Source organism: Vreelandella massiliensis (assembly GCF_900155385.1).
Classification (GTDB): Bacteria; Pseudomonadota; Gammaproteobacteria; order Pseudomonadales; family Halomonadaceae; genus Vreelandella; species Vreelandella massiliensis.
Genome location: NZ_LT699745.1, coordinates 845,408 through 867,409 on the forward strand (window position 1 = coordinate 845,408; position 22,002 = coordinate 867,409).

The 22,002-nt window shown below is 58.1% G+C and carries 26 protein-coding genes; 15 read left to right on the top strand and 11 right to left on the bottom strand.

What is annotated here, in order from left to right; genetic code table 11:
- Window positions 1–20 precede the first annotated feature (20 nt).
- The 8 genes from rpmJ to BQ9846_RS08625 all read left to right on the top strand — a co-directional run bounded on the left by rpmJ (window position 21) and on the right by BQ9846_RS08625 (window position 5,851).
- Window positions 21–134, top strand: a complete 114-nt coding sequence (gene rpmJ / locus BQ9846_RS08590; RefSeq protein ID WP_008959154.1) for a 50S ribosomal protein L36 — start codon at window positions 21–23, stop codon at window positions 132–134.
- Window positions 135–293: 159 nt separating this feature from the next.
- Entirely contained in the window at window positions 294–650 is a 357-nt protein-coding gene (rpsM, locus tag BQ9846_RS08595) for a 30S ribosomal protein S13 (RefSeq protein WP_075880595.1), read from the top strand.
- Window positions 651–702: 52 nt separating this feature from the next.
- Window positions 703–1,089: a 30S ribosomal protein S11 gene (gene rpsK, locus BQ9846_RS08600; protein WP_009723883.1), complete on the top strand. Its 387-nt coding sequence runs from the start codon at window positions 703–705 to the stop codon at window positions 1,087–1,089.
- A gap of 12 nt (window positions 1,090–1,101) precedes the next feature.
- Entirely contained in the window at window positions 1,102–1,722 is a 621-nt protein-coding gene (gene rpsD, locus BQ9846_RS08605) for a 30S ribosomal protein S4 (protein ID WP_075880596.1), read from the top strand.
- A gap of 115 nt (window positions 1,723–1,837) precedes the next feature.
- Entirely contained in the window at window positions 1,838–2,833 is a 996-nt protein-coding gene (locus tag BQ9846_RS08610; RefSeq protein WP_075880597.1) for a DNA-directed RNA polymerase subunit alpha, read from the top strand.
- A 39-nt stretch (window positions 2,834–2,872) separates the two neighbouring features.
- Window positions 2,873–3,259: a 50S ribosomal protein L17 gene (gene rplQ / locus BQ9846_RS08615; protein WP_075880598.1), complete on the top strand. Its 387-nt coding sequence runs from the start codon at window positions 2,873–2,875 to the stop codon at window positions 3,257–3,259.
- A 234-nt stretch (window positions 3,260–3,493) separates the two neighbouring features.
- Window positions 3,494–4,894, top strand: coding sequence for a D-alanyl-D-alanine carboxypeptidase (locus BQ9846_RS08620; RefSeq protein ID WP_083651531.1), 1,401 nt, complete (start codon window positions 3,494–3,496; stop codon window positions 4,892–4,894).
- Window positions 4,895–4,975: 81 nt separating this feature from the next.
- On the top strand, window positions 4,976–5,851 hold the full coding sequence (locus BQ9846_RS08625) for a DMT family transporter (RefSeq protein ID WP_075880599.1): 876 nt from the start codon (window positions 4,976–4,978) through the stop codon (window positions 5,849–5,851).
- On the opposite strand, the gene thiE is transcribed toward BQ9846_RS08625, so the two are convergent.
- The gene (gene thiE / locus BQ9846_RS08630) at window positions 5,829–6,479 is read right to left on the bottom strand and encodes a thiamine phosphate synthase (RefSeq protein ID WP_075880600.1); all 651 of its coding nucleotides are present in this window, start codon (window positions 6,477–6,479) and stop codon (window positions 5,829–5,831) included. The genes BQ9846_RS08625 and thiE overlap by 23 nt on opposite strands.
- Window positions 6,480–6,542: 63 nt before the next feature.
- Window positions 6,543–6,887 (bottom strand): hypothetical protein, encoded by a 345-nt coding sequence (locus BQ9846_RS08635; RefSeq protein ID WP_075880601.1) that lies wholly within the window; start codon window positions 6,885–6,887, stop codon window positions 6,543–6,545.
- A gap of 164 nt (window positions 6,888–7,051) precedes the next feature.
- Between BQ9846_RS08635 and gloA the strand changes: the two genes are divergently transcribed.
- Window positions 7,052–7,585, top strand: coding sequence for a lactoylglutathione lyase (gene gloA, locus BQ9846_RS08640; protein ID WP_075880602.1), 534 nt, complete (start codon window positions 7,052–7,054; stop codon window positions 7,583–7,585).
- 2 nt (window positions 7,586–7,587) lie between these two features.
- On the top strand, window positions 7,588–7,953 hold the full coding sequence (locus BQ9846_RS08645) for a DUF6164 family protein (protein ID WP_075880603.1): 366 nt from the start codon (window positions 7,588–7,590) through the stop codon (window positions 7,951–7,953).
- Here BQ9846_RS08645 and BQ9846_RS08650 read toward each other — a convergent pair.
- The 8 genes from BQ9846_RS08650 to BQ9846_RS08680 all read right to left on the bottom strand — a co-directional run bounded on the left by BQ9846_RS08650 (window position 7,950) and on the right by BQ9846_RS08680 (window position 14,463).
- A complete protein-coding gene (locus BQ9846_RS08650; protein ID WP_075880604.1) occupies window positions 7,950–8,615 on the bottom strand; it encodes a cupin domain-containing protein in 666 nt (221 codons plus the stop codon). The two genes, BQ9846_RS08645 and BQ9846_RS08650, sit on opposite strands and share 4 nt — an antisense overlap.
- 137 nt (window positions 8,616–8,752) lie before the next feature.
- Window positions 8,753–9,775, bottom strand: a complete 1,023-nt coding sequence (locus tag BQ9846_RS08655; RefSeq protein WP_075880605.1) for a metal ABC transporter solute-binding protein, Zn/Mn family — start codon at window positions 9,773–9,775, stop codon at window positions 8,753–8,755.
- A gap of 54 nt (window positions 9,776–9,829) precedes the next feature.
- Window positions 9,830–10,720, bottom strand: a complete 891-nt coding sequence (locus BQ9846_RS08660; protein WP_075880606.1) for a metal ABC transporter permease — start codon at window positions 10,718–10,720, stop codon at window positions 9,830–9,832.
- On the bottom strand, window positions 10,704–11,435 hold the full coding sequence (locus BQ9846_RS08665; protein ID WP_075880607.1) for a metal ABC transporter ATP-binding protein: 732 nt from the start codon (window positions 11,433–11,435) through the stop codon (window positions 10,704–10,706). The genes BQ9846_RS08660 and BQ9846_RS08665 overlap by 17 nt, the downstream gene beginning before the upstream one ends.
- Window positions 11,432–11,581 carry a hypothetical protein gene (locus tag BQ9846_RS16780; RefSeq protein ID WP_165697906.1) on the bottom strand — a complete coding sequence of 50 codons (150 nt, stop codon included), beginning with the start codon at window positions 11,579–11,581 and terminating at the stop codon, window positions 11,432–11,434. The genes BQ9846_RS08665 and BQ9846_RS16780 overlap by 4 nt, the downstream gene beginning before the upstream one ends.
- 229 nt (window positions 11,582–11,810) lie before the next feature.
- Complete coding sequence (locus tag BQ9846_RS08670) at window positions 11,811–13,070, bottom strand: dicarboxylate/amino acid:cation symporter (RefSeq protein ID WP_075880608.1); 1,260 nt, start codon at window positions 13,068–13,070, stop codon at window positions 11,811–11,813.
- A 379-nt stretch (window positions 13,071–13,449) separates the two neighbouring features.
- The gene (locus BQ9846_RS08675) at window positions 13,450–13,767 is read right to left on the bottom strand and encodes a hypothetical protein (RefSeq protein WP_075880609.1); all 318 of its coding nucleotides are present in this window, start codon (window positions 13,765–13,767) and stop codon (window positions 13,450–13,452) included.
- 75 nt (window positions 13,768–13,842) lie between these two features.
- Window positions 13,843–14,463, bottom strand: coding sequence for a hypothetical protein (locus BQ9846_RS08680; protein WP_075880610.1), 621 nt, complete (start codon window positions 14,461–14,463; stop codon window positions 13,843–13,845).
- 505 nt (window positions 14,464–14,968) lie between these two features.
- Between BQ9846_RS08680 and glnA the strand changes: the two genes are divergently transcribed.
- The 5 genes from glnA to BQ9846_RS08705 all read left to right on the top strand — a co-directional run bounded on the left by glnA (window position 14,969) and on the right by BQ9846_RS08705 (window position 21,054).
- Window positions 14,969–16,375 carry a glutamate--ammonia ligase gene (gene glnA, locus BQ9846_RS08685; RefSeq protein ID WP_075880611.1) on the top strand — a complete coding sequence of 469 codons (1,407 nt, stop codon included), beginning with the start codon at window positions 14,969–14,971 and terminating at the stop codon, window positions 16,373–16,375.
- 100 nt (window positions 16,376–16,475) lie between these two features.
- On the top strand, window positions 16,476–17,000 hold the full coding sequence (locus BQ9846_RS08690; RefSeq protein WP_075880612.1) for a DUF4124 domain-containing protein: 525 nt from the start codon (window positions 16,476–16,478) through the stop codon (window positions 16,998–17,000).
- A gap of 268 nt (window positions 17,001–17,268) precedes the next feature.
- Window positions 17,269–18,342: a nitrogen regulation protein NR(II) gene (glnL, locus tag BQ9846_RS08695; RefSeq protein WP_075880613.1), complete on the top strand. Its 1,074-nt coding sequence runs from the start codon at window positions 17,269–17,271 to the stop codon at window positions 18,340–18,342.
- Window positions 18,335–19,765, top strand: coding sequence for a nitrogen regulation protein NR(I) (ntrC, locus tag BQ9846_RS08700; RefSeq protein WP_075880614.1), 1,431 nt, complete (start codon window positions 18,335–18,337; stop codon window positions 19,763–19,765). Before glnL ends, ntrC begins: the two co-directional genes overlap by 8 nt.
- Before the next feature lie 125 nt (window positions 19,766–19,890).
- Entirely contained in the window at window positions 19,891–21,054 is a 1,164-nt protein-coding gene (locus tag BQ9846_RS08705) for a GGDEF domain-containing protein (protein WP_083651533.1), read from the top strand.
- 23 nt (window positions 21,055–21,077) lie between these two features.
- Here BQ9846_RS08705 and BQ9846_RS08710 read toward each other — a convergent pair whose 3' ends face one another.
- Window positions 21,078–21,977: a ChaN family lipoprotein gene (locus BQ9846_RS08710; RefSeq protein WP_075880615.1), complete on the bottom strand. Its 900-nt coding sequence runs from the start codon at window positions 21,975–21,977 to the stop codon at window positions 21,078–21,080.
- Window positions 21,978–22,002 lie beyond the last annotated feature (25 nt).

The window sequence follows — 22,002 nt, forward strand, 5'->3', positions numbered from 1 at the left end:
CGCGAATTGGAGAAAGATCGATGAAAGTTCGAGCTTCCGTAAAGAAGATGTGCCGTAACTGCAAGATTATCCGTCGCAATGGCGCTGTACGCGTTATTTGCTCGGAGCCGCGGCACAAACAGCGCCAGGGTTAATTCCTGGGCTGACGTTAAGCGGGCGCTGGCATACCCCTGGTACGGTATTGCAACACAGTAGAGCGTTATCTGTTTGCATCTGTATCTGAGAAGGGGTATGCTACCGCGCCTTTTGTAGATGAACACACGAGCAAGCCGCTCAAACTTCGGAGTAAGCTGATGGCCCGTATTGCAGGCGTCAATATCCCGGATAACAAGCATGCGGCGATCTCGCTGACCTATATCTTCGGGATCGGTCGTACCCGCGCAGAGCACATCTGTGCTGCTGCTGGTATCGCACCGAATGCCAAAATTCAGGACCTGTCTTCTGAAGAAGTCGACACACTACGTTCTGAAGTTGGTAAGTACACCGTAGAAGGTGATCTTCGTCGTGATGTGACGCTGAACATTAAGCGTCTCATGGACTTAGGTTGCTACCGTGGTCTGCGTCATCGTCGTAGTCTTCCGCTGCGTGGTCAGCGGACTAAGACTAACGCGCGTACCCGTAAGGGCCCGCGTAAGCCGATCCGCAAATAACACGAAGGCTCTTTCATAGAGAGTCGGCGTAAAGACAGGAATAGACATCAACATGGCTAACCCGCGCAGTAACCGTAAAAAGGTTAAAAAGCAGGTAGTGGATGCCGTTGCGCATATCCATGCCTCTTTTAACAACACGATCGTGACGATCACAGACCGCCAGGGCAATGCTCTCTCTTGGGCAACTGCCGGTGGTTCGGGTTTTCGTGGTTCTCGTAAGAGCACCCCGTTCGCTGCTCAAGTGGCAAGCGAACGTGCAGCTACCGCTGCAGCCGAGTATGGTGTGAAAAACGTCGACGTGCTGGTCAAAGGCCCAGGTCCTGGCCGTGAATCCGCCGTGCGCGCACTGAATGCCGCCGGCTTCCGCGTGCAAAGCATCACCGACGCGACGCCCATTCCCCATAATGGTTGCCGTCCGCCGAAGAAACGCCGCGTTTAAGGAGACAGATTCATGGCTCGTTATATTGGACCGAAGTGCAAACTGTCTCGTCGTGAAGGCACCGACCTCTTTTTAAAGAGTGGTGTGACTCCCTTCGAGAAAAAGTGTAAATCCGAGCAAATCCCGGGTGTACACGGCCAGCGTCGTCAGCGTCTTTCCGACTACGGCTTGCAGCTTCGCGAGAAGCAGAAAGTACGCCGTATGTATGGCGTACTCGAAAAGCAGTTCCGCAACTACTACAAAACCGCTGCCCGCCTGAAAGGCGCCACCGGTGAAGTATTGCTGCAGCTGCTTGAATCCCGACTGGACAACGTCGTCTACCGGATGGGCTTCGGCTCGACGCGCTCTGAAGCGCGTCAGCTGGTCAGCCACAAGGCGATTGTCGTGAACGGCAAAACCGTTAACGTGGCTTCTTATCAAGTGAAGCCAGGTGATGTGGTTTCCGTTCGCGAAAAGGCGAAGAACCAGGCACGCATCCAAAACGCACTGGCACTGGCTGCCAACCGTGGCGATGTGGCGTGGATCGAAACCGACGCCAAGAAGATGGAAGGCACTTTCAAGGCTCTGCCTGAACGCGGTGACCTGACTGCCGACATCAACGAAAACCTGATCGTCGAGCTGTACTCGAAGTAAGCCGTTAATCGCTTCTTCAAGCCCGGGCGGAGTAGCGCTGCTTCCCGCCCGGATGCTCTTGAGTTAAGTGCTCTTGAGTACTCAGTATCCGTTTGGCAGCCTGAAAGGTGTTCTTATGCAGCGTTCAGTGACCGAGTTTCTCCGTCCTCGCGACATCAAGGTCGAAGAAATCAACGCACATCACGCCAAAATCGTTCTCGAACCGTTCGAGCGCGGCTTTGGTCACACCCTGGGGAATGCACTGCGTCGCATTCTGCTTTCATCCATGCCCGGCGCCGCCGTGGTAGAGGCTGAAATCGCCGGTGTCGAGCATGAATACAGTGCGCTCGAAGGGGTGCAGGAAGATGTCATTGAAATCCTCCTGAACTTGAAAGATGTTGCGATCAAGATGCACAGCCGCGATGAGGCGGTGCTCTCGCTGAACAAGCAGGGCCCAGCCGTCGTCACCGCTGGCGACATTGCGCTTGATCATAGCGTCGAAATTGTCAACCCGGACCACGTGATTGCCCACGTCAATGAAGGTGCCGAGCTGAAAATTCAGCTTAAGGTAGCGATGGGTCGTGGTTACGAGCCGGCTGACGTTCGTGGCTCTGATGAAGAGTCTCGCACGATTGGCCGCCTGCAGCTGGATGCCACCTTCAGCCCTGTGCGTCGTGTTTCCTACGCCGTGGAAGCCGCTCGTGTTGAGCAGCGTACCGACCTCGATAAGCTGATTATCGATTTGGAAACTGACGGTACTTTGGACCCGGAAGAGGCTATCCGCCGCAGTGCGACCATCCTGCAAGAGCAGCTGGCCGCCTTCGTCGACCTGGAAGCTGATAAAGAGCAGGAAGTCGAAGAGGAAGAAGATCACGTAGATCCGATTCTACTGCGCCCCGTAGACGATCTTGAGTTGACCGTTCGCAGCGCTAACTGCCTAAAAGCCGAGAATATTTATTACATCGGCGATCTTATTCAGCGCACAGAAGTGGAGCTGTTGAAGACGCCGAACCTCGGTAAAAAGTCTTTGAATGAAATTAAAGACGTGTTGGCAGCTCGCGGCTTGTCCCTCGGCATGCGGTTAGAGAATTGGCCGCCCGCTAGCCTGAAGGACGACAAGGCCTCTGCGTGAGTGTCGACTTGAGTCCCAGTTTGGTAAGGAATCACAACCATGCGTCATCGTAAGAGTGGTCGTCAATTAAATCGTAACAGCTCGCATCGTCAGGCCATGTTCAAAAACATGTCTGTATCGCTGGTCGAGCACGAAGTGATTAAGACAACCCTACCCAAAGCCAAAGAACTGCGTCGCGTTATCGAGCCGCTTATCACTTTGGCCAAGCAAGACAGCGTTGCCAATCGCCGTTTGGCGTTTGCCCGTACGCGCTCTAAAGAAGCCGTCGGCAAATTGTTCAACGAGCTGGGCCCGCGTTACGCAGAGCGTCCGGGCGGCTACGTCCGTATCCTCAAGTGCGGTTTCCGCACTGGCGACAACGCGCCGATGGCATACGTTGAGCTTGTTGATCGCCCGGTAATGGAAGAAGCTGCAGCTGAAGAGTAATTTTCAGTACTAGCCGTTTCATCGCCGGTAAAGCCGGCCTTATCCTGATAGCGCCTTTGCACTTGGATAAGGTCGGTTTTTTTTTGCCTATTGAATTAGCTTTATCTGATTTTTGTTTTGTGCCTTACCCCATTTTCCTTCGATTTACGCTTGATTTGACATGGCAAATAAGGCGAAGCTGTTCATAATAAAAATGCGGCCGTGCATATAGCGGCAAGGTAGCGAGGGCTTCACATGCAAGGGATATCTAGCTCTAGGCTGCGCGTTTTACAACGCGGCCTATTTCGGGTTTGGCATGTCTTTATCGTGTTATGCGTTGTCTTTTTTGCCTACTCAAGCGCCCAAGCGAATCCCCGCTATGCCGGTATGGTGGTCGACCTTGAAAACGGCGAAGTGCTCTATGCCGAAAATGCCGATGCACGTCGCTATCCCGCCTCTCTCACCAAAATGATGACGCTCTATCTGACCTTCGAGGCGCTTGAGAAGGGTCAATTACACCTGCATCAGCCTCTACCCGTCTCTTCTCAGGCGGCCTCAATGCCCGCCTCAAAACTCTGGCTTGCCGCCGGCAGCGCCATTACCGTCGATGAAGCGATCCGCGCCCTCGCGGTGCGTTCGGCCAATGATGTGGCGGTTGTAGTGGCTGAGGCGCTTGGCGGCACGGAGGCTGGCTTTGCGCGGCAAATGACGCAAAAGGCGCGCGAGTTAGGGATGCAGGCGACCACTTTTCGCAATGCGTCTGGCTTGCCGGATGCGCAGCAAGTGACCAGCGCGCGTGATATGCTGACGCTCTCAGTTCGGGTCATGCAGGATTTTCCTCAGCACTATCACTACTTTTCCCTGCAAGAGTTCGTTTATCGCGGTACTAAGCATAAAAGCCATAACCGCCTGGTGAAAAACTACCCGGGTGCCGATGGGTTGAAAACCGGTTTTATTCGCGCGTCAGGCTTTAACGTCGCCACCACGGCCACGCGAGGCGATCGGCGCCTGGTCGGTGTGGTGATGGGTGGGTTTAGCTCGCAATCGCGCGATGCGCACATGGCGGATTTGCTCGATCGCAGTTTTATGCGTGCGGGATTGCGCGATCAGCGCTCGTGGCTTGCTAATGCGAATTTCTCGCGGGAGTTTATGCGCTTCGGCGGGCGGGAAAGGCGGCAACCCGCTTCCCCGCCGCCGGGCGCAACATCCCCCACGCTACTCGCCGCACTCGACACGAGCGTTAACACTCACACTCTCCCACGTGAACGTGAGGAAGGCGAGCACCTCGGCGCCAACCGCAATGGCGCAGACATGGTAGGTAATAGAGAGCCTAAATCACCCGTTGCCTCGGGCAGTGACCCCCTTAGCGCGTTGATAGCCGGCAGTGCATCATTTTCAGGCTCCCATGCCACGGATGCCTGGGGTATCCAAGTAGGGGCTTTCAGTCGTATTGATCAGGCCCAGCAGTTTGCCAAGCTTGCCGCTGAGCGTTTGCCGCACGAGATGAGTGGCCGTATTGCGGTGGATGCGTTGGATAGCCAGCGCTCACTATTCCGTGCGCGCCTCATGGCATTAGGAGAGGGCCAGGCGCGACAAGCTTGCAAACAGCTTAAGGCCCAAGGGATGGAGTGCCTGGTGGTCAACGCCAGCCTTTAAGTCACCCTTCATCACGACACCCCGCCAGGGTAACTTGGCGGGGTGTTTTTGCTATCGGTTAATGTCTACAAAGGAGAAAGGATGAGCCCATCGCTAAAAGGGATTGGCTGTATGTGTGCCGGCGTCCTGTTTCTTGCTCTTGGGGACGCGGTATCGAAGTGGCTGGGCGAGGTGCATTCGCCGTTGCAGATAATTTTTTTCCGTACGCTGGTCTCGCTGCCATTCATCGCGCTGTTGGCGTATTTCGCTGGTGGAATGAGTAAACTCCGCACCCAAAGACCTAAAGTTCACCTGCTGCGGGGTGTGATTTACACCGGCACGATGGGGTTTTTTGTACTCGGGCTGACGCTGCTGCCTTTGGCCGAAGCCACGGCGATTGCGTTTGTGGCACCGCTTTTTGTTACGCTGCTGTCGGTACCGCTGCTTGGCGAGAAAATTGAACCGCCGGTGCTGGCTGCCTCGCTAGTCGGCTTTGCCGGCGTCCTTATCGTCGTTCGCCCCGGGGGTAGCGCCTTTGATTTGGGCGCGCTGGTATTGGTCGCTGCCGCCTTGTGTTATGCCTTGATGATGATTACCGCCAGGCGTTATGGCGGGCACGAGCACCCGTGGGGGGTGGGCTTCTATATGACCTTGGTGCCGCTCGTGCTGACCGCCGCCCGCCCGCCCTGGGTATGGCAAACCCCGCAGACCTGGCACTGGTTGGGGTTTCTGGGTTCGGGGGTGTTTGGCGTCGGAGCAACGGCGTTTATCACACTGGCGTTTCGTTTTGCCCCGGCCGCTATTGCCGCCCCCTTTGATTACACCGCGATGCTTTGGGCCGTGCTTTTAGGCTGGTGGTTCTGGGGCGAGCTGCCGGATGTTTGGGTATGGGTGGGAAGCGTGTTGATTATTGGCAGCGGTTTGGCGATTGCCTACATGGAGCGCCGCACCAGTCTCAAGCGCCGCCCGAGTGCGTAACGAAAGCGTCGCGCCAGCGGGCAGCAATATCCTGTGCGGCCGCCCTGGGTGACGCTTGGCCGCAAATAGCCGAGATGACGGCCATGCCATTAGCGCCGCTCTGTTTAACTGCTTCAACATGGCGCGTTTTTAATCCGCCAATCGCGACGCTGGGTATGGCGCTCGCCTCTACTAGGGCCGCCAATCCGGCAAAACCCAACGGTTGGGCGTGATCCTGTTTGCTCGCGGTGGCGAACACGGGACCGAGACCCACGTAATCCAGCCGCTCAACGGGGGCGTCGTTTAGCTGCGCCAGGGTGTTGATCGACAAGCCGATAATGGCATCCGGACCCAATGCCTCGCGCGCCTCGGCCACGCTAGCATCCCCCTGACCCACATGCAGGCCATCGGCGCCGCTAGCAAGCGCCACCCCAAGGCGGTCGTTAATGATCAGGGGGACGCCGCTTGGTGCCAATAGGGCTTTCAGGCGCTTGGCTTGCTCGACCATCGCTTCCTTGCTGGCGTGTTTATCGCGTAGCTGAACGATACTTACGCCGCCTTCCACGGCCTCTTTCACGGTGCGCTCAAGGCCGTAGGGTTGGCATAGGTCGGGGTCGGTGACGAGATACACCGAAAGGTCTAAGCGCATTGGCGAACTCCAGAAAGGTAAGGAATAGGCGCTCGGCCGTGGCGCGCTATCCTAGCCGATCTGTTAGCGAAAGGCGATTCGCGTGCCGTAAGCGAGCATTTCATCCGGCGTCATGGCGTGCCCAGGAACCCCGATCATCTCATCGCCGCACTGATCGGAGAAGGTCAAAATACCGTGCTCTAGGCCCAGCGCGCCCAGCTTGTCGCGAATCTCGCCGGTACCGAGAAACGTTAACGTTTTGCCCTGCTCGTCGCTGAGCTCGGACACCCCCTCGGCGTGGTGAAAGCGTACGGTGTAAATGCCATCCATCGACTCCACTTCTACGATAGGTGAAAAGCCGTTGTCGATAGCGTGGGAGAGCTGTTTATAGGTCAAGTGATCACCCAGAACATAATCGTTATTAGACATGACGTCATCCTCTCAGCTTGGCAGTATGTATCGTCTATGGTCATTCAATGTAGAAGTTTTGTGATATTTTTCCAGCCTTATCAGCGTGACAGTCAAGTTTCTGCCACCCGTGTCGACTGATAGAGTTTGAGGGATTGTCCACCACAAGAGAGAGGAGGTACGCGATGGCTTTTCAGGGTGAACAGCACCCCGGTGTCAAAACCTCACCGGCGCAGACCCAAGGGTTTCGTCTTAACCACACGATGTTGCGCATCAAAGACCCCGAGCGTTCGCTGGCATTTTACTCCCAGGTGTTCGGCATGCAGGTGATGCGGCGGCTTGATTTTGACGAGATGAATTTTTCCCTCTATTTTCTCGCCAAGCTGGAAGCCGGTGATGATGTTCCCGACGACACCCAGCTTCGTACCGTTTGGACCTCCAGCCAGAAAGGGCTTTTGGAGCTAACGCATAACTGGGGTACGGAGGACGAGGAGAATTTTGCCTATCATGACGGCAACGCCGAACCGCAGGGGTTTGGCCATATCTGTTTCAGTGTGCCCCATTTAGAGGGTGCTCAAGCTTGGTTTGACGAGCACGACGTGACCTTCGTTAAGCGCGCCGACCAAGGCAAGATGAAAGACGTCATTTTCGTGAAAGACCCCGACGGCTACTGGATCGAAGTGATTCAAGCCGACCGGATGGCTGCCATGGGCGATTAAGCATGGCGCATTTGCTGTTTCGGCTACGCCATGTGACAGACGAAGAGGCCATGGAAGTCCGCCAATTGCTTGAAGCTCACGGCATGGATATTTACGAGACTCAGGCGGGCTTCTTCCGCTTGGGCGTGGACGCGATTTGGCTGCGTGACCCAAGCCAGCTCAATGAGGCCAAGGCGCTGCTTGCTGAGTATCAAGCGCAGCGCCAGGATCGCGCCAGGCGCGAGCATCAAGCGGCCATTGAGCGCGGTGAGGCACCGACACTGTGGAAGCGCTTCACCGCCCAGCCGCTTCAGGTGTTACTGGTGCTGGTGGCGGTGGTAGTGATTGCGCTACTCACGCTCCTGCCTTTTATCGGCCTGGCCCGTTAGGCTGCCGATAAGTGGCCGCGCTTTAGGTAGAACATGGCGCCCTCGTTGCCTGCGCGAAGCTGCGGCGCCGCGCCCACCGGGTAACGGCACCAGCTGCCCGCCGGATACTCGGTGGCGTTATCCCATAGCGAGCCTTCCAGCACCAAGAGTTCCAAGCCGCCAGTGAGGGTGGGGTAATCGACTGCGATATCCGCCTCCCAGCGCTCTAGGCTGACCCGCTCCTGGCCAAAGGTGTGCAGCATTTTGTAGGTGATGCCAGGGCGCCGGTCGGGCTGCCAGGGGTGCTGGTGGGCGGGAATGGCCAGCTGCAGCGTGTCATTTAGGTCAAACTGGTGGAGTTTAACGAAAATCAGCGCGCCCTCCGCGCCGATATGCGGTGTGTGGCCGGTGCCGATAGGGTTGCGCAGATAACTTCCCGCCGGGTAGGTGCCATGCTCATCGGCGAAGACGCCCTTCAGCACCAAAATCTCTTCGCCGCCATCGTGCGTGTGGCGACCGAACTGGCTGTGCGGCGCATAGCGCACCAAGCTGGTCGCGCGCGCGACTTCATCCCCAATTCGGTCTAGCATCATGCGTTCAACGCCGGGGCTGGGGGAGTCAACCCAGCGGTAGTCACTGGGCCTGATGGCGGCAAACTGAGAAAAATCCGCGTTTAAACGCATAGGGGCGGCTCTTGCTAGCTGAGTGAGACGCTTAGTCTCCCCGATCGGTGTGGCAAAATGCAATGCAGGCGGCAGGTAGACGACGCGGAGGATAAAAAAATACCGCCCGAAGGCGGTATAGGCTTGAGGCTCAAAGGTTAGTGGGAGTGACCATCGTGGTCATGGTCATGGTCATGGTCATGGTCATGGTCATGGTCATGGTCGTCATCGTGGTCGTGGCCATTGTCGTGGCCCGGCTGTGCCAGCGCTTCGTGTAACACGCGAGCATTGTGGCGCATCATGCCCAAGTAGGTGCTTGCTTCCCCCTCAGCAGAGAGCGCGTCGGCGTACAGCGTGCCGGCAATGGGCAGCCCACTCTCTTCGGCGAGCTGCGTGATCATCGACTGGTTGGTCATGTTTTCATGGAACAGCGCCTGGACGTTCTCTTCCTCGATCACATCCACCAGCCTTGCCATGTTCGCGGCACTGGGTTCGGACTCCGTGGATAAGCCGGTCGGAGAGAGAAAGCGCACGCCGTACGCCTCGGAGAAGTAGCCAAAGGAGTCGTGCCCGGTAATCACGCTGGTAGCGTCCGGGATCTCATCGATAAGCGCGCGAATCTCCGCGTCGGTCGCCTCCATGTCGGCTAAATAGCGTTCAGCGTTATCGCGGTAGGTCGCGGCATTTTCAGCGTCGGCTTCGATCAAGCCATCGCGGATGTTGGTGACGTACACCTTGGCTTGGCGCAAATCCTGCCAGGCATGAGGATCGTCATCGCCGTGGTCATGATCGTGATCGTGTGCTTCGTGCTCGTCGTGCCCGTGGGCATCGCGGTGCCCCAGTCTCTCGATGCCGTCGGTCGCGGTGACGAGCACGCCATCGTAGTCGCTGGCATCAATCAAGCGCTCCATCCAGCCCTCAAACAGCAAGCCGTTAAACACCACGACGTCCGCTTCTGACAGCGCGCGGGCATCACCGGGGCTAGGCGAGTACACATGGGCGTCGCCGTCGGCGGCCACCAGCGGCGTCACGTCCACGTGTTCGCCGCCCACGTTTTCCACCATATTGGCGAGAATCGAGAAGCTGGCGACCACCTGGAGACGGTCGTTTGCCATGGCGGCAGGCAGCGCGAGCAGGGCGGAAACCCCCACCATCCAACGGGAAGAGGAGAGTGACAACATAAAAGGCTCCTTAGAGAGTCGTCGTATAAGCGTCAGGGTTAAGGGGCGCCGTTATCACGTGCTCGGATCCGCCGAAAGCGGTGTCGTTTTGCGCCGCCATTTAGCGGCCAAGCTGTGATAGCGCCCAAATAGCGCGGAGAAAAAGTAGCCCACGCCCGCCAGCAAAATAATGCTCGGGCCCGAAGGCGTATCAAGGTGAAACGACAGCAAGAGCCCGCCGGTACTCGCGAGCATGGCCAGCACCACCGCGATGCCGATCAAGCCTTCCAAGCGTTTGCTCCAAAAGCGCGCCGAGGTAGCGGGTAGCATCATTAGCCCCACCGCCATCAGCGTGCCCAGGGTTTGAAAGCCGGCCGTGAGGTTGAGCACCAAAAGCCCGAGAAACACGCTATGCACCCAGGCGCTGCGGCGGTTTTGGCCACGTAAAAACAAAGGGTCTAAACACTCCACCACCAAAGCGCGGAAAATCACCGCCAGCGTGATTACAATCAGCGTACTGATGCCGGCGATCAACAGCAGCGCGGTCGAGTTGATGGCCAGCACCGAGCCGAAGAGCACATGGGTCAAATCCACGCTGCTCCCTCCCAGCGAGATCAACAGGACCCCTGCCGCCAGCGAAATGATGAAAAAGCTTGCCATGGCGGCGTCTTCGCGCTGGCCGCCCATCTTGGAGACGGCCCCGGCGAGCAGCGCCACCATCACACCAAACATGACGCCGCCCAGGCTCATCACCGGCAGCGAAAAGCCCGCCAGCAAAAAGCCCAGGGCAATGCCGGGCAAAATCGCGTGTGCCATGGCATCGCCGATCAGGCTCATCCCGCGCAGCACCAAAAACACCCCTAGCGGCGGCGCGGCGAGCGACAACGCTAAGCCGCCCACCACCGCCCGGCGCATAAAGCCGTAGTCAAACGGTGCGATGAACCACGCATCAAGCAGTGCCAGCATGCGACACCTCCTGCAGCGCCAGGCGCATGGCATTTGCGGAGGCCGAGGCGGCAAGCGCGCTGGGCGCCATCCAGCGGCCATGACCGCCGCTAAGCATCAATACATCGTCGGCCAAGCGGTGCAGGTGATCCATATCGTGCAGCACCACAATGATCGTCACGCCGTCATCCGCCATCTGGCGTAGGATACGGATCAAAATATCCACCGTTTCGCTATCGACGTTGGCAAACGGCTCATCCAGGAGTAAAAGCTCGGCTTCTTGCATCAGCGTACGGCCAATCAGCGCGCGCTGGCGCTGCCCGCCGGAAAGCTCGCCCAATGGGCGGTGAGCCAGGTGAGAGATGCCTAGCCGCGCCATGATGTCGCGCCCCTTGCGGTAATGCGCCGCGCAGTAGCCTTTCAGCGCCCCGTGGCTAGGCCAACTGCCGGTCATCACCAGCTCCTCGACACTCATGGGAAAGGTCAAATCCAGCGCCAATTGCTGCGGCAGCCACGCCCGGCGCTTTTGGGGGATGGTACACACCACCTCACCGCTGATCGGGCGAAGCTCGCCCATCAACGCCTGGATCAGGGTGCTTTTTCCCGCGCCGTTGGCGCCAATCAGCGCCGTGATCGCGCCGGGCTGAAAGCGGCCATCCACGTGCTCCAGCACCGTGCGTTGGCCCTGGGCAAGGTGCAAATCATGCAGCTGCAACCGGGGTGCCTGCTCGCTCATAACGGCCACCCGCCGGCCCACGCCACTAACAGCCACAGCGCGGCCAGCGGCAGTGTCACCAGCCACAGCCGCTTCACCGCCGACAGCGACATCAGCGAAAAATGGCAAGGCCCTTCTTTATTATGGCGGTGCAAATGCTCACCCATACCGCAGCCCTCGTGAATAACAAAATAGGTTATAACATAACATTTAGCGTCGCCAAAATGCCCAGTGCAATTTCTAGCTTGAGATTTTACCGGCTACGAAAAAAGGGGCAACGGACTTATGAAAGATTGCGCAAAGCACAAAGGTATTCCGATGGTCCTATGCCATTTAGGCAGATTAGGAGGTGGTCGACGTGAAAACTGAAGGCCGGCAAGTGCCGGCCTGGAAGGATTAACTTTTACGCGGTGCGTTGTAGATGGATTCGTCGAGTTCGCCTTCACTTTTGCCGACAAGGGTGGTGACCATCAAGTCACCAGCGACGTTCACGCTGGTGCGAGCCATGTCGAGGATGCGGTCGATACCTGCGATAACCGCAATGGCTTCGAGGGGTAAGCCGATCTGGGCCATAACAATGGAGAGCATAACCAGCCCGGCGCCGGGCACGCCAGCCGTGCCAATAGACGCTAGTGTGCCGGTGATGATGATCATGCCGTAGTCGGCAAAGCTCAAGTCAACGCCAAGCAACTGAGCAATGAATACTGCCACAACACCTTGGTAAATGGCGGTACCGTCCATGTTAATAGTGGCACCCACGGGCAGTACAAAACCGGATACGCCCTCAGAAACACCAAGGTTTTTCTGGGCGCAGCGGATTGATACCGGTAGGGTGCCCGAGGAAGAGGCAGAAGAATAAGCTACCACTAGAGCATCGAGTATACCTTGCAGATAACGTAGCGGGTTGAGCTTGCCCAGTAGTGCTAGCAGGCCTGTGTAGACCACGAGCACATGCAAAACGCTGGCAAGGTATGCCACGCCAATCACCTTGGCTAACGGGAGCAATACTTCCAGTCCGTAGCTACCGGCAACATGAGCGATCAAGCCGAACACACCAAACGGAGCGAATGCCATGACGAGACTAGTGAGTTTGTACATCGCTTCTGCAAAGCTCTCAAAGACACGTACTACCGGCTCGCCCTTGTTGCCGATCAAGGTCAGCGAGATACCTAAGCCGATGGCAAAGACAATAATCTGCAAAATATTGCCGCTTGCCAAGGCGTCAATAGGGTTTTGAGGGACAAGCCCCACCACAATCTCGATAAGGCTTGGTGCTTCTTTCGCTTCAACGCCAGACTCAAAACTCATTTCTAAGCCCGTGCCGGGCTGGAATATCCAGGAAGCCAGCAGACCAATAGTGATCGCAAAAGCGGTAGTTATCAGGTAAAGAGCGATGGTGCGTGCGCCAATGCGCCCCATTTTTTGAGGGTCGCGCATGGCAGTGATACCCACCACCAGCGTCGAGAATACCAGCGGCACAATCAGCATTTTAATCGCGCTAATAAAAATGTCGCCGATGGGTTTAAAGACACTGGCATCTTCGCCCATCAAGGCGCCTGCCAAAATACCTAGGACCAAACCGGTGAGGATTTTTTGCCATAACGGGATGCGGCGCCAGAGGTTGCTCTTGGCGCCGCCGCTTTGTGGCTTTGTCATGGGGTGGTTCCTTGCTGTTCAATGCTTGCTTTATAGGGGGATGTGTTGCGAAAAATAAATTATACAGAAATTAATGATATTAATAATGGGTAATGCGCTATGTTTCTGTTGCTCTTTCATGGTCGTGCCTAGCGCCCGTCTTGTTTGTCCGACTAAGAGTTGGGAACCGGAATGAGTTGAGTGCAGTAGGGAACGCTAGCGCCGAGAAGAACGACGATATGGACGGGTAACGCTCTAAATGCAGGGGTGAATTCTAAAATAGGATTAGCTGACTAGCCCGCTTGGGAGAGTCATGTAGGTGTTCGGGGCAAAAGCGGGCTACGAGGGCATCGTTTTTTAAAGGCGCGAATTTGTCTGCGATGGTAAGTGGACTACACCGTTAATCCTTTTCCTCCTCATCCTCAAACTGGGGCTCAAAGGCGCGTTTTTCGTCGGGCAGGCGGACGTAGTCGCCGAGGGTGAGCTTGCTGACGTGCTCAAGTCGTTGGCCTTGCGGATTGATAATCGCAACGACTTTGCCGATGCTCACCGCGTCGTCCTTGCGGTAGGCTTCCACTTTTACGCGTATCACGTGCCGTTGATAGCGGGCGGAGAGAATATCGCCCGGCCCTGTCTCTACACGAGCGTCTGGATCGTTGGCAAAGTTTGCTAGGACGCTTTGCTTACCCGGGTCGTCCCACTCAATGTGGCGGTGCATAGCCTTTCTCCTGCGTTAACGACTGGCGCATGAAGTGTAGCGCATTGAGGTAGGGGCTTTCGGTGCCTGGTCGCCCTAGCTTTTGGCGGGCTTGGACGGGGCGACGTTCTCCTGCGCATGAAAGGGAGGGCTTTGGCTGGTGGCGTTGAGGTGCTGGAAACTGATGGCATCCCAACGGGTAGGGCAGACGTTGAGCCGATGGATAATATCCCTGATCGCTTCGTCGTCGAGCTCTGGATCAAAGCCGCCAAGTTGCTCAAGCCACCCCCGGCGAATGGCGAGATAGGGCGGATGCGCTTGAACAGCGGCGACAAAGCGCTGCAGCAAGCGTTTGGGGAGTGCAGGGGTTGGCAGCCCAATCAGCACGGCATCAATGAGGTAAACGTTGAGCTTTGCGTTTAACGCCACCCATGCTTCAGGGGGAATGGGGCTTTTCTGCAGGGCGATAATCACCCATTCGGCGTTGAGTCTGTCGACGGCATAGTTAAGGCGTGCTCCAAGCGAAAGCGTGGGCGTTACCAGCGATTGTGAGTGGTAACGTTTTTGCAGCCGCATTAGACGGAGATCGGGTTGCAGCGTGGTTATCACAACGGGAGCGTCTGCCATTTCAGCTTGAGGCGAGCGTATGCTCACTAAATGGCGTGGCAGCTGAGCCCCCGTCACCAGAGCATCAAGGATAAAGCAAACAGATCTCATCACTTTATCCTCTCAAAGGCGCTCTACCGCTACGTGGTTATGGCGCTCATGCTGTTGACTGCCAACATGAGGGCATGTGTTTGTAATTTATTGTAGCTTGCGGTTTGTTTTTGCATCAACATGATTTTTATCGTGTTTAATCAACGCGTATGGATGAGTTGCGCTAAATTGGTGCGAAAAGATGCGGCGTTGATCTATTTTGGTGCAATATGAGAGCTTGCCGGTGGGTGATCGCTGGGCTATTGATGGGGTGCAACATAAAGGCGCACGTATTGTTGATATTAAAACTATTAAAATCAGGTGCTTGTGATTTTATTTTCTTTTGTGGTGCAGAGTTGGCATGCTCTCTGCATTGTTAATGTCAGCGGCTAGTGACGTAGGCAGTACTGCTTTGACATGCTAAAACAGTAGCCGATTTATCCTTTGCGCCACGTCTTTGCTTTACAGCTTGTTGGGCAAATCCTGGCGCGCAGAAACGCAAGTTACGCTTACACCGGAGGACACCATGTCAGCCAAGACGCTCGCACTGATTGAAGAGAACGACATTAAGTGGGTCGACCTACGCTTTACCGACACCCGCGGTAAAGAGCAGCACGTCACCATCCCGGCGCGCGATGTGGATGAAGAGTTTTTTGAAAACGGCCAGATGTTTGATGGCTCTTCCATCAACGGCTGGAAGGGGATCAACGAGTCTGACATGATCCTGCGCCCGGAAGACGGCACCGCCTATCTCGACCCCTTCACCGAAGACGCCACCCTGGTGCTGCGCTGCGACATCATCGAGCCGGCCACCATGCAGGGCTACGATCGCGATCCGCGCTCCATCGCTAAGCGTGCAGAGGCGTATCTGCAGTCCACTGGCCTGGGCGATACTGCCTTCTTCGGTCCGGAGCCGGAATTCTTCATCTTTGACGAGGTGCATTGGAAGTCCGATATCGAAGGCTCCATGTACAAAATCTCCTCGGAAGAGGGCGCTTGGTCGACCGATCGTCAGGTCGAAGGCGGCAACTTGGGTCACCGTCCGCGCGTGAAAGGCGGCTACTTCCCGGTACCGCCGGTGGATAGCTTCCACGATATGCGTGCCGCGATGTGTAACACCCTGGAAGCCATCGGTCAGTCCGTCGAAGTTCACCACCACGAAGTGGCGAACGCCGGCCAGAACGAAATCGGCGTTAAGTTCAATACGCTGGTGAAAAAGGCTGACGAAGTGCAGGAAATGAAGTATGTGATCCACAACGTGGCGCATGCTTACGGCAAGACCGCGACCTTCATGCCGAAGCCGGTCGTGGGCGATAACGGCTCGGGCATGCACGTGCACCAGTCGTTCTGGAAGGATGGCCAAAACCAGTTCGCGGGTGATGAGTACGCCGGTCTGTCGGAAATGGCGCTGTATTACATCGGCGGTGTGATCAAGCACGCTCGCGCGCTGAACGCCTTCGCCAACGCCTCGACCAACTCGTACAAGCGTCTGGTGCCGGGCTTTGAAGCGCCGGTCATGCTCGCCTACAGCGCGCGTAACCGCTCGGCGTCGATCCGTATCCCGTATACCGCTAGCCCGAAAGGCAAGCGTGTCGAGCTGCGCTTCCCCGATCCGACCGCTAACCCGTACCTGTGCTTCGCGGCAATGTTGATGGCGGGTATCGACGGCATCAAGAACAAGATCCATCCGGGCGATGCGATGGATAAAAACCTCTACGATCTGCCGCCGGAAGAGGGCAAAGCCGTGCCGACCGTGGCGCACAGCCTGGATCAGGCGCTTGAGGCACTCGATGCCGATCGCGCTTTCTTGACCGAAGGCGGCGTGTTCTCCGACGAAATGATCGATGCTTACATCGAGCTGAAGATGGAAGACGTGGATCGCCTACGCCTGGCCACGCACCCGCTTGAGTTCGATATGTACTACAGCTGCTAAGTACGAGCTGCTAAGCACGGCTTGTCCTATCTCTCACCGGAGGTGAGACGGTATCAGAAACCCCGCCTTGGCGGGGTTTCTGCATTTTGGAGAGATCATCATGCGATACACCCGCGCTAACACAATAGGGCTTTTGCTGTTCGTCGCACTGCTGGCGACACCGCTGGCGGCGCAGACCGTCTATCGTGTGGTGGATGAGCAGGGGCGCGTGACGTTTACCGACAATGCCGCAAGCGGCGGGGAGAGGGTGGAGATCGCCCCCTTGCCGAACGTCTCCTCTTCGCGCGGCGCGGCACCTGAAGCATCGGCGGCGCCTTCCCCCAAAAGTGCCCCAGGTCGGCCCTTTATGCCCTACGACCGCTTTGTGATCGAAAAGCCCGGCGACAACGCGCGTTTGGCGAGCGGAACCACTGCGGTAGAACTGTCAATAAGCCCGCGGCTGCACGATGACCATCAGGTACGCTTGCGCGTCAACGGGGAGGTAAGTCAGTCGGCGCTGCATAGCGAGGCATTCTGGCTGGCGAACTTACCCGAGGGCACCCATCAGGTGCAGGCGGAGTTGCTCGATAGCCAAGGGCAAGTCCGCCATCAAACACCGTCAGTGCATCTGCATATCGACCCTTAGTGCACTATATTGGTGCAATGAGGACCGCTTATCTTGTCGTTATTGCGCTGTGAATGAGCGAGCGCCATCGCGCCGTGCGCGCTTAGCGTGCAGTTGTGGCTCACTTAACATCGTTTAGCAAAAGCTGGCGTGCTTTTTGCAGCAGTTTTAGCGGCAGTTTTTGCACTAGTGCTTAGAAATAGTTTTTTGCCATAGCTCTTGTCACTGTTTTTGCCATGACGCTTATCTAGGCGTGGCAAAGGCCATTTTTGAACGCCCGGGACACGCCATGTATCAGCGATTACTCGAACATCTCACCACCGCGGTGCTGTTATTGGACGGAAAGCTTACCGTGCGCTGGATGAATCCGGCAGCGGAAGCGCTTTTGGCCGTGAGTATGAGCCGAGTTCAGGGCACCAGTCTCGATGCGCTGCTCGGCGGTGGCGCGGGAGTGGGGGATAGCATCGATAGCGTGCTGGCCAAAGCCCGCGACGCTTTCCACCCCTACACCCAGCGCGAAGCGCGCATCATGCCGCTTAACGGTGAGCCGTTAACGGTGGATTACACGGTGACACCGCTCTCCGCCGATGAGCTTTTGTTGGAAGTGGAGCCGCGCGACCGGTTGATGCAGATCTCCCGCGAGGAGGCGCTCACCACCCGCCAAGAGACGATTAAAGTGCTCGCGCGTGGGCTGGCCCATGAGGTGAAAAACCCCCTCGGCGGGATTCGCGGCGCCGCGCAGCTGTTAGAGCGCGACCTGGATGACCCGTCGCTGAAGGAGTTCACGCGTATTATCGTCGAAGAGGTCGACCGGCTAAAAGACTTGGTCGACTCAATGCTTGGCCCCAACCACATCGTCAAACACGAGTCGGTGAATATCCATAAGGTGCTTGAGCGGGTGCGCTCGCTGTTGATCGCCGAGCATCCCCAGGTGGAGATTATCCGCGACTACGACCCGAGTCTGCCGGATCTCTTCGGTGATGAAGCACAGATGATTCAGGCGGTGTTGAACGTGGCGCGTAATGCCGTGCAGGCGATGACGGATGCCCGTACCGCCTCGCCGACGTTGATACTGCGTACCCGCGCCAAGCGTCAGTTTACGCTGGGGGCGGAGCGTCACCGCTTGGTCAGCGAGGTCGGCATTATCGATAACGGCCCGGGTATTCCCGAATCGCTGCAGGAGACGCTGTTTTACCCCATGGTCTCCGGGCGCGCCGAAGGCAGCGGGCTGGGGCTTTCGATCGCGCAGTCGATCCTGCATCAGCACCAGGGGTTGATCGAGTGCGAATCGTACCCCGGCCACACCGAATTCCGTCTATTGATTCCCTTGTTTGTTGATTCATCGGAGACACGCGATGACTGAGTCAAGCCGTAACGACGTTGCCCGCGTGGTGATTGTCGATGATGACCGGGCCATCCGCTGGGTATTAGAGCGTGCCCTGGCCCAACCGGACCTCGATGTCGAGTGCATTGAGCGCGCCGACACCGCGCTAGAGCGTTTGATCGAGGACCCGCCCGATGTGCTGGTGACCGATATCCGCATGCCTGGTATCGACGGGCTGGATCTGATGGCGCGCATCCGTGAGGCGCACCCGGACCTGCCGGTGATCGTGATGACCGCGCACTCGGACTTAGACAGCGCCGTGGCCTCCTACCAAGGCGGCGCGTTTGAGTACCTACCCAAGCCGTTCGACGTGGATGAAGCGCTGGCGCTGGTGCGCCGGGCGGTGGCGCATGCCCGCGAACGCCAGCGGCCGATTACCGCCCCCGAAGGGCTCAACGCCGAGATCATTGGCGAGGCCCCGGCGATGCAGGAGGTGTTCCGCGCCATCGGGCGGCTGTCGCATTCGCATATCACGGTGCTGATTAACGGCGAGTCGGGCACGGGGAAAGAGCGCGTGGCGCAGGCGCTGCACCAGCACAGCCCGCGTGCGGGTAAGCCGTTTATCGCCCTGAACATGGCGGCCATTCCACGGGATTTGATCGAGTCCGAGCTCTTTGGCCACGAAAAAGGCGCCTTTACCGGGGCGACCGCGCAGCGCCAGGGGCGCTTTGAGCAGTCCAACGGCGGCACGCTGTTTCTCGATGAGATTGGCGATATGCCCGCAGAGGCGCAAACGCGCCTTTTGCGGGTATTAGCGGACGGCGAGTTTTACCGCGTGGGCGGCCATACGCCGGTGCGGGTGGATGTACGCATCATCGCCGCGACCCACCAAAACCTGGAGTCGCTGGTGGACGACGGGCGTTTCCGCGAGGATCTGTTTCACCGCCTCAACGTGATTCGCATACACCTGCCGCGGCTTTCCGAGCGGCGCGAGGATATTCCCCGGCTGACGCGCCACTTTCTGGCCGAGGCGGCCAAAGAGCTCTCCACCGATGTCAAAGTCCTCACCCCCGAAGCCGAAGCGCACTTAACCCGGCTGCCGTGGCCGGGCAACGTGCGCCAGCTAGAAAATATCTGCCGCTGGCTGACGGTGATGGCCTCGGGGCGCGAAATTTTGGTGGAAGACCTACCGCCTGAGCTTCTTGAAGTGAGCCCCGCCGAGGGCGCGACGTTGGGTGATTGGCGCAGCGCCTTTCGCGAATGGGCCGACCACGCGTTGGCGGAGGGCCATACGCACCTGCTCGAAGAGGCGGTGCCGGATTTCGAGCGCATTCTGATCGAGACGGCGCTCAAGCATACCGGCGGGCGCAAGGGCGAGGCGGCGGAGCTTCTGGGCTGGGGGCGCAATACGCTCACGCGGAAATTAAAAACGCTGCTGCCGGCACTGGCCGACGAGGGCTAATCGGGCCGCGATGCGGGTCGCCGGCATGTGGGCATGATGTATGTCATGACGCTCCTAGTAAAAGCGCGTTAGCGTTAGGCTCTTATTCGCTCCCTGTACGTCAATGATAAAAAGAGCCCAATGCTATGCCAACGCGCTTAGAACGTCGTCGCGACCCGAGTGTTGCCAAGCCAGCCGAAACGTCGTGGGTCGCTAGTACCATGAGTGCCTTAAGCGATACGTTAACCACCCGTCACCATAGCCGCGATTTTGTCTTCGCCCATGGCCACTATCTGCGTAGCCGCGTGATGGCCGTGGGGTTTATCTTTTTGCTTCTCTCGCCCTTGTGGCTATTGATTGACGCGTTAATGCTGCCGCAAGCCGTGCAGCGGTACACCCTGGCCGGGCGCGTGATCATGATGCTTGGTTTTGCCGGGGTGGTGTGGTGGGCATGGCGCAGTGAAGAGAATATTCGCCGAATCCGCTTTAGCGCCGGCGCGTTGATCGCGCTGCCCGCGCTTTTTTATGCCCTGGTGCTGAGCGTTGTGCCCCACGACGCCAATCAAGCGCTGGTGGGTTACAACTTTATCCCCTTTTTGCTCGTCGCGGCGTTAAGTGTCTTTCCGTTCACGCTGCTGGAGTCGCTGCTGGCCGGGCTTTTGTTGCAGGCTTTGTTGGTCTTCGCCCAACACGTTAACGGTAGCTGGCTCACCCCCGCCGGGCTTGAAGCGCAGTGGCTATTGGCCACGCTGCTGGTCGTCGCGCTGACCGCCAACCATTTTCAGCTCAGCCTGTTGCTGCGCCTGTACCGCCAGGCCACCCACGATGCGCTCACGGGGTTGTTAAACCGCGGGGCGTTGGAGCGGCGCCTGGCCGAGATCGAGCGGGAAGAGGCGCGAACAGGCAAGCCGGTGCCGTATGCCCTGCTCATGCTGGATATTGATCACTTCAAACGCGTCAACGACACCCACGGCCACTCGGTGGGCGATAAAGTGCTGCGCGAGTTCGCCCGGCTGATTGCGCTGCAGGTGCGCGCCGGGGATTTCGTCGCCCGCTACGGCGGGGAGGAGTTTGTGGTGGTGCTGCTCGGCGCTGACGCGGAGAACGCGGCCCTCGTGGCGGAGCGCATTCGCGAGACGGTCGAGGGGGCGACGCTGTTTGACCACGATGGCAACCCCGTGCCGGTGACGACCAGTATCGGCGTGGCCTGCCCCGACGCGCCGCAGGCCAGCGAGGCAACGCTGAAGGTAGCCGATGAGCGCCTTTATCACGCCAAAGAGAGCGGGCGTAACCGCGTGTGCAACGGCTAGTGGCGAGGGCATTGGCTAAGGGGCTAAGGGGTAGGGTGCTCTAAAAGATAGAGCGCGTCGGCGCGCGTGGGGTTCAGCGGCTCGCACGGCTCGGGGGTGACGGGCATCAACGTGAAAACCTCGTCGACGCCCAGGGCATCTAGCTGGTGCGGCACGCCATCGCCTAAGTGCCCGACGCCCATCAACCCCACGGCCAGCACGTCCTCTTGTGCGGCATCGGCGAGGGCACTTGCCATCGCCACATCCCAGGTGAGCTGGGCATTGAGAAAGCGCTCAAACGCAACGTCGCTCGGCGTATGATCGTTTTCGCCCATCGGGTGGGATTCAAAGACCGCTTGCAGCCGCTCGCGGTAGGCGGTGGTGGGGGCTGCCGGGGCGGGAATGTGGTGGCGGTCGTCCGCGGGCACGGCATCGAAGCCTTCCGCGGCAAGCTCCCGGCGCAGTGTCGGGCGAACGTTGAGCGCGATCAGCGGAATCTGCTCCATGCGCGCAAAGTGCAAAATGGGCCAGTAAAGCGCGGGGTCGATACCCCAGGCATTGTGCCAGTCGCTCTCGGTTAGAAATTCCTCCTCGTTAAGCTCCCCCGCGACCCAAGCGTCCAAGGCAGGCTGGGCCTCGCGCGGCAGCATCTCCAACCCGATGACCAGCGCCTCGCGGTGCGCGGCAAGCCCCGCCAGCGTATGCAGCTGCCAGCGGTGGTGATCCACGCGGTCATGGCGCTCACCTAGTAACACTACGTCTTGGCGCGCCGCTTGTGACAGCAGTTGCGGGGCTGAAACGCTAACGCCCGCTTGCCACCATGTCCCCGGCGGTAACGTGTCCGAGGAGAACGCAGACGGGTCGCAGTCGCTGGCGGTAGCGCTGGATGCAAGACTCAGCGCCAGCAGCGTGAAGGCAGCAGTGTGAGCGCGGCGTGTGGGCATGGCAACGTCCTGTTGGGTTCTCTTG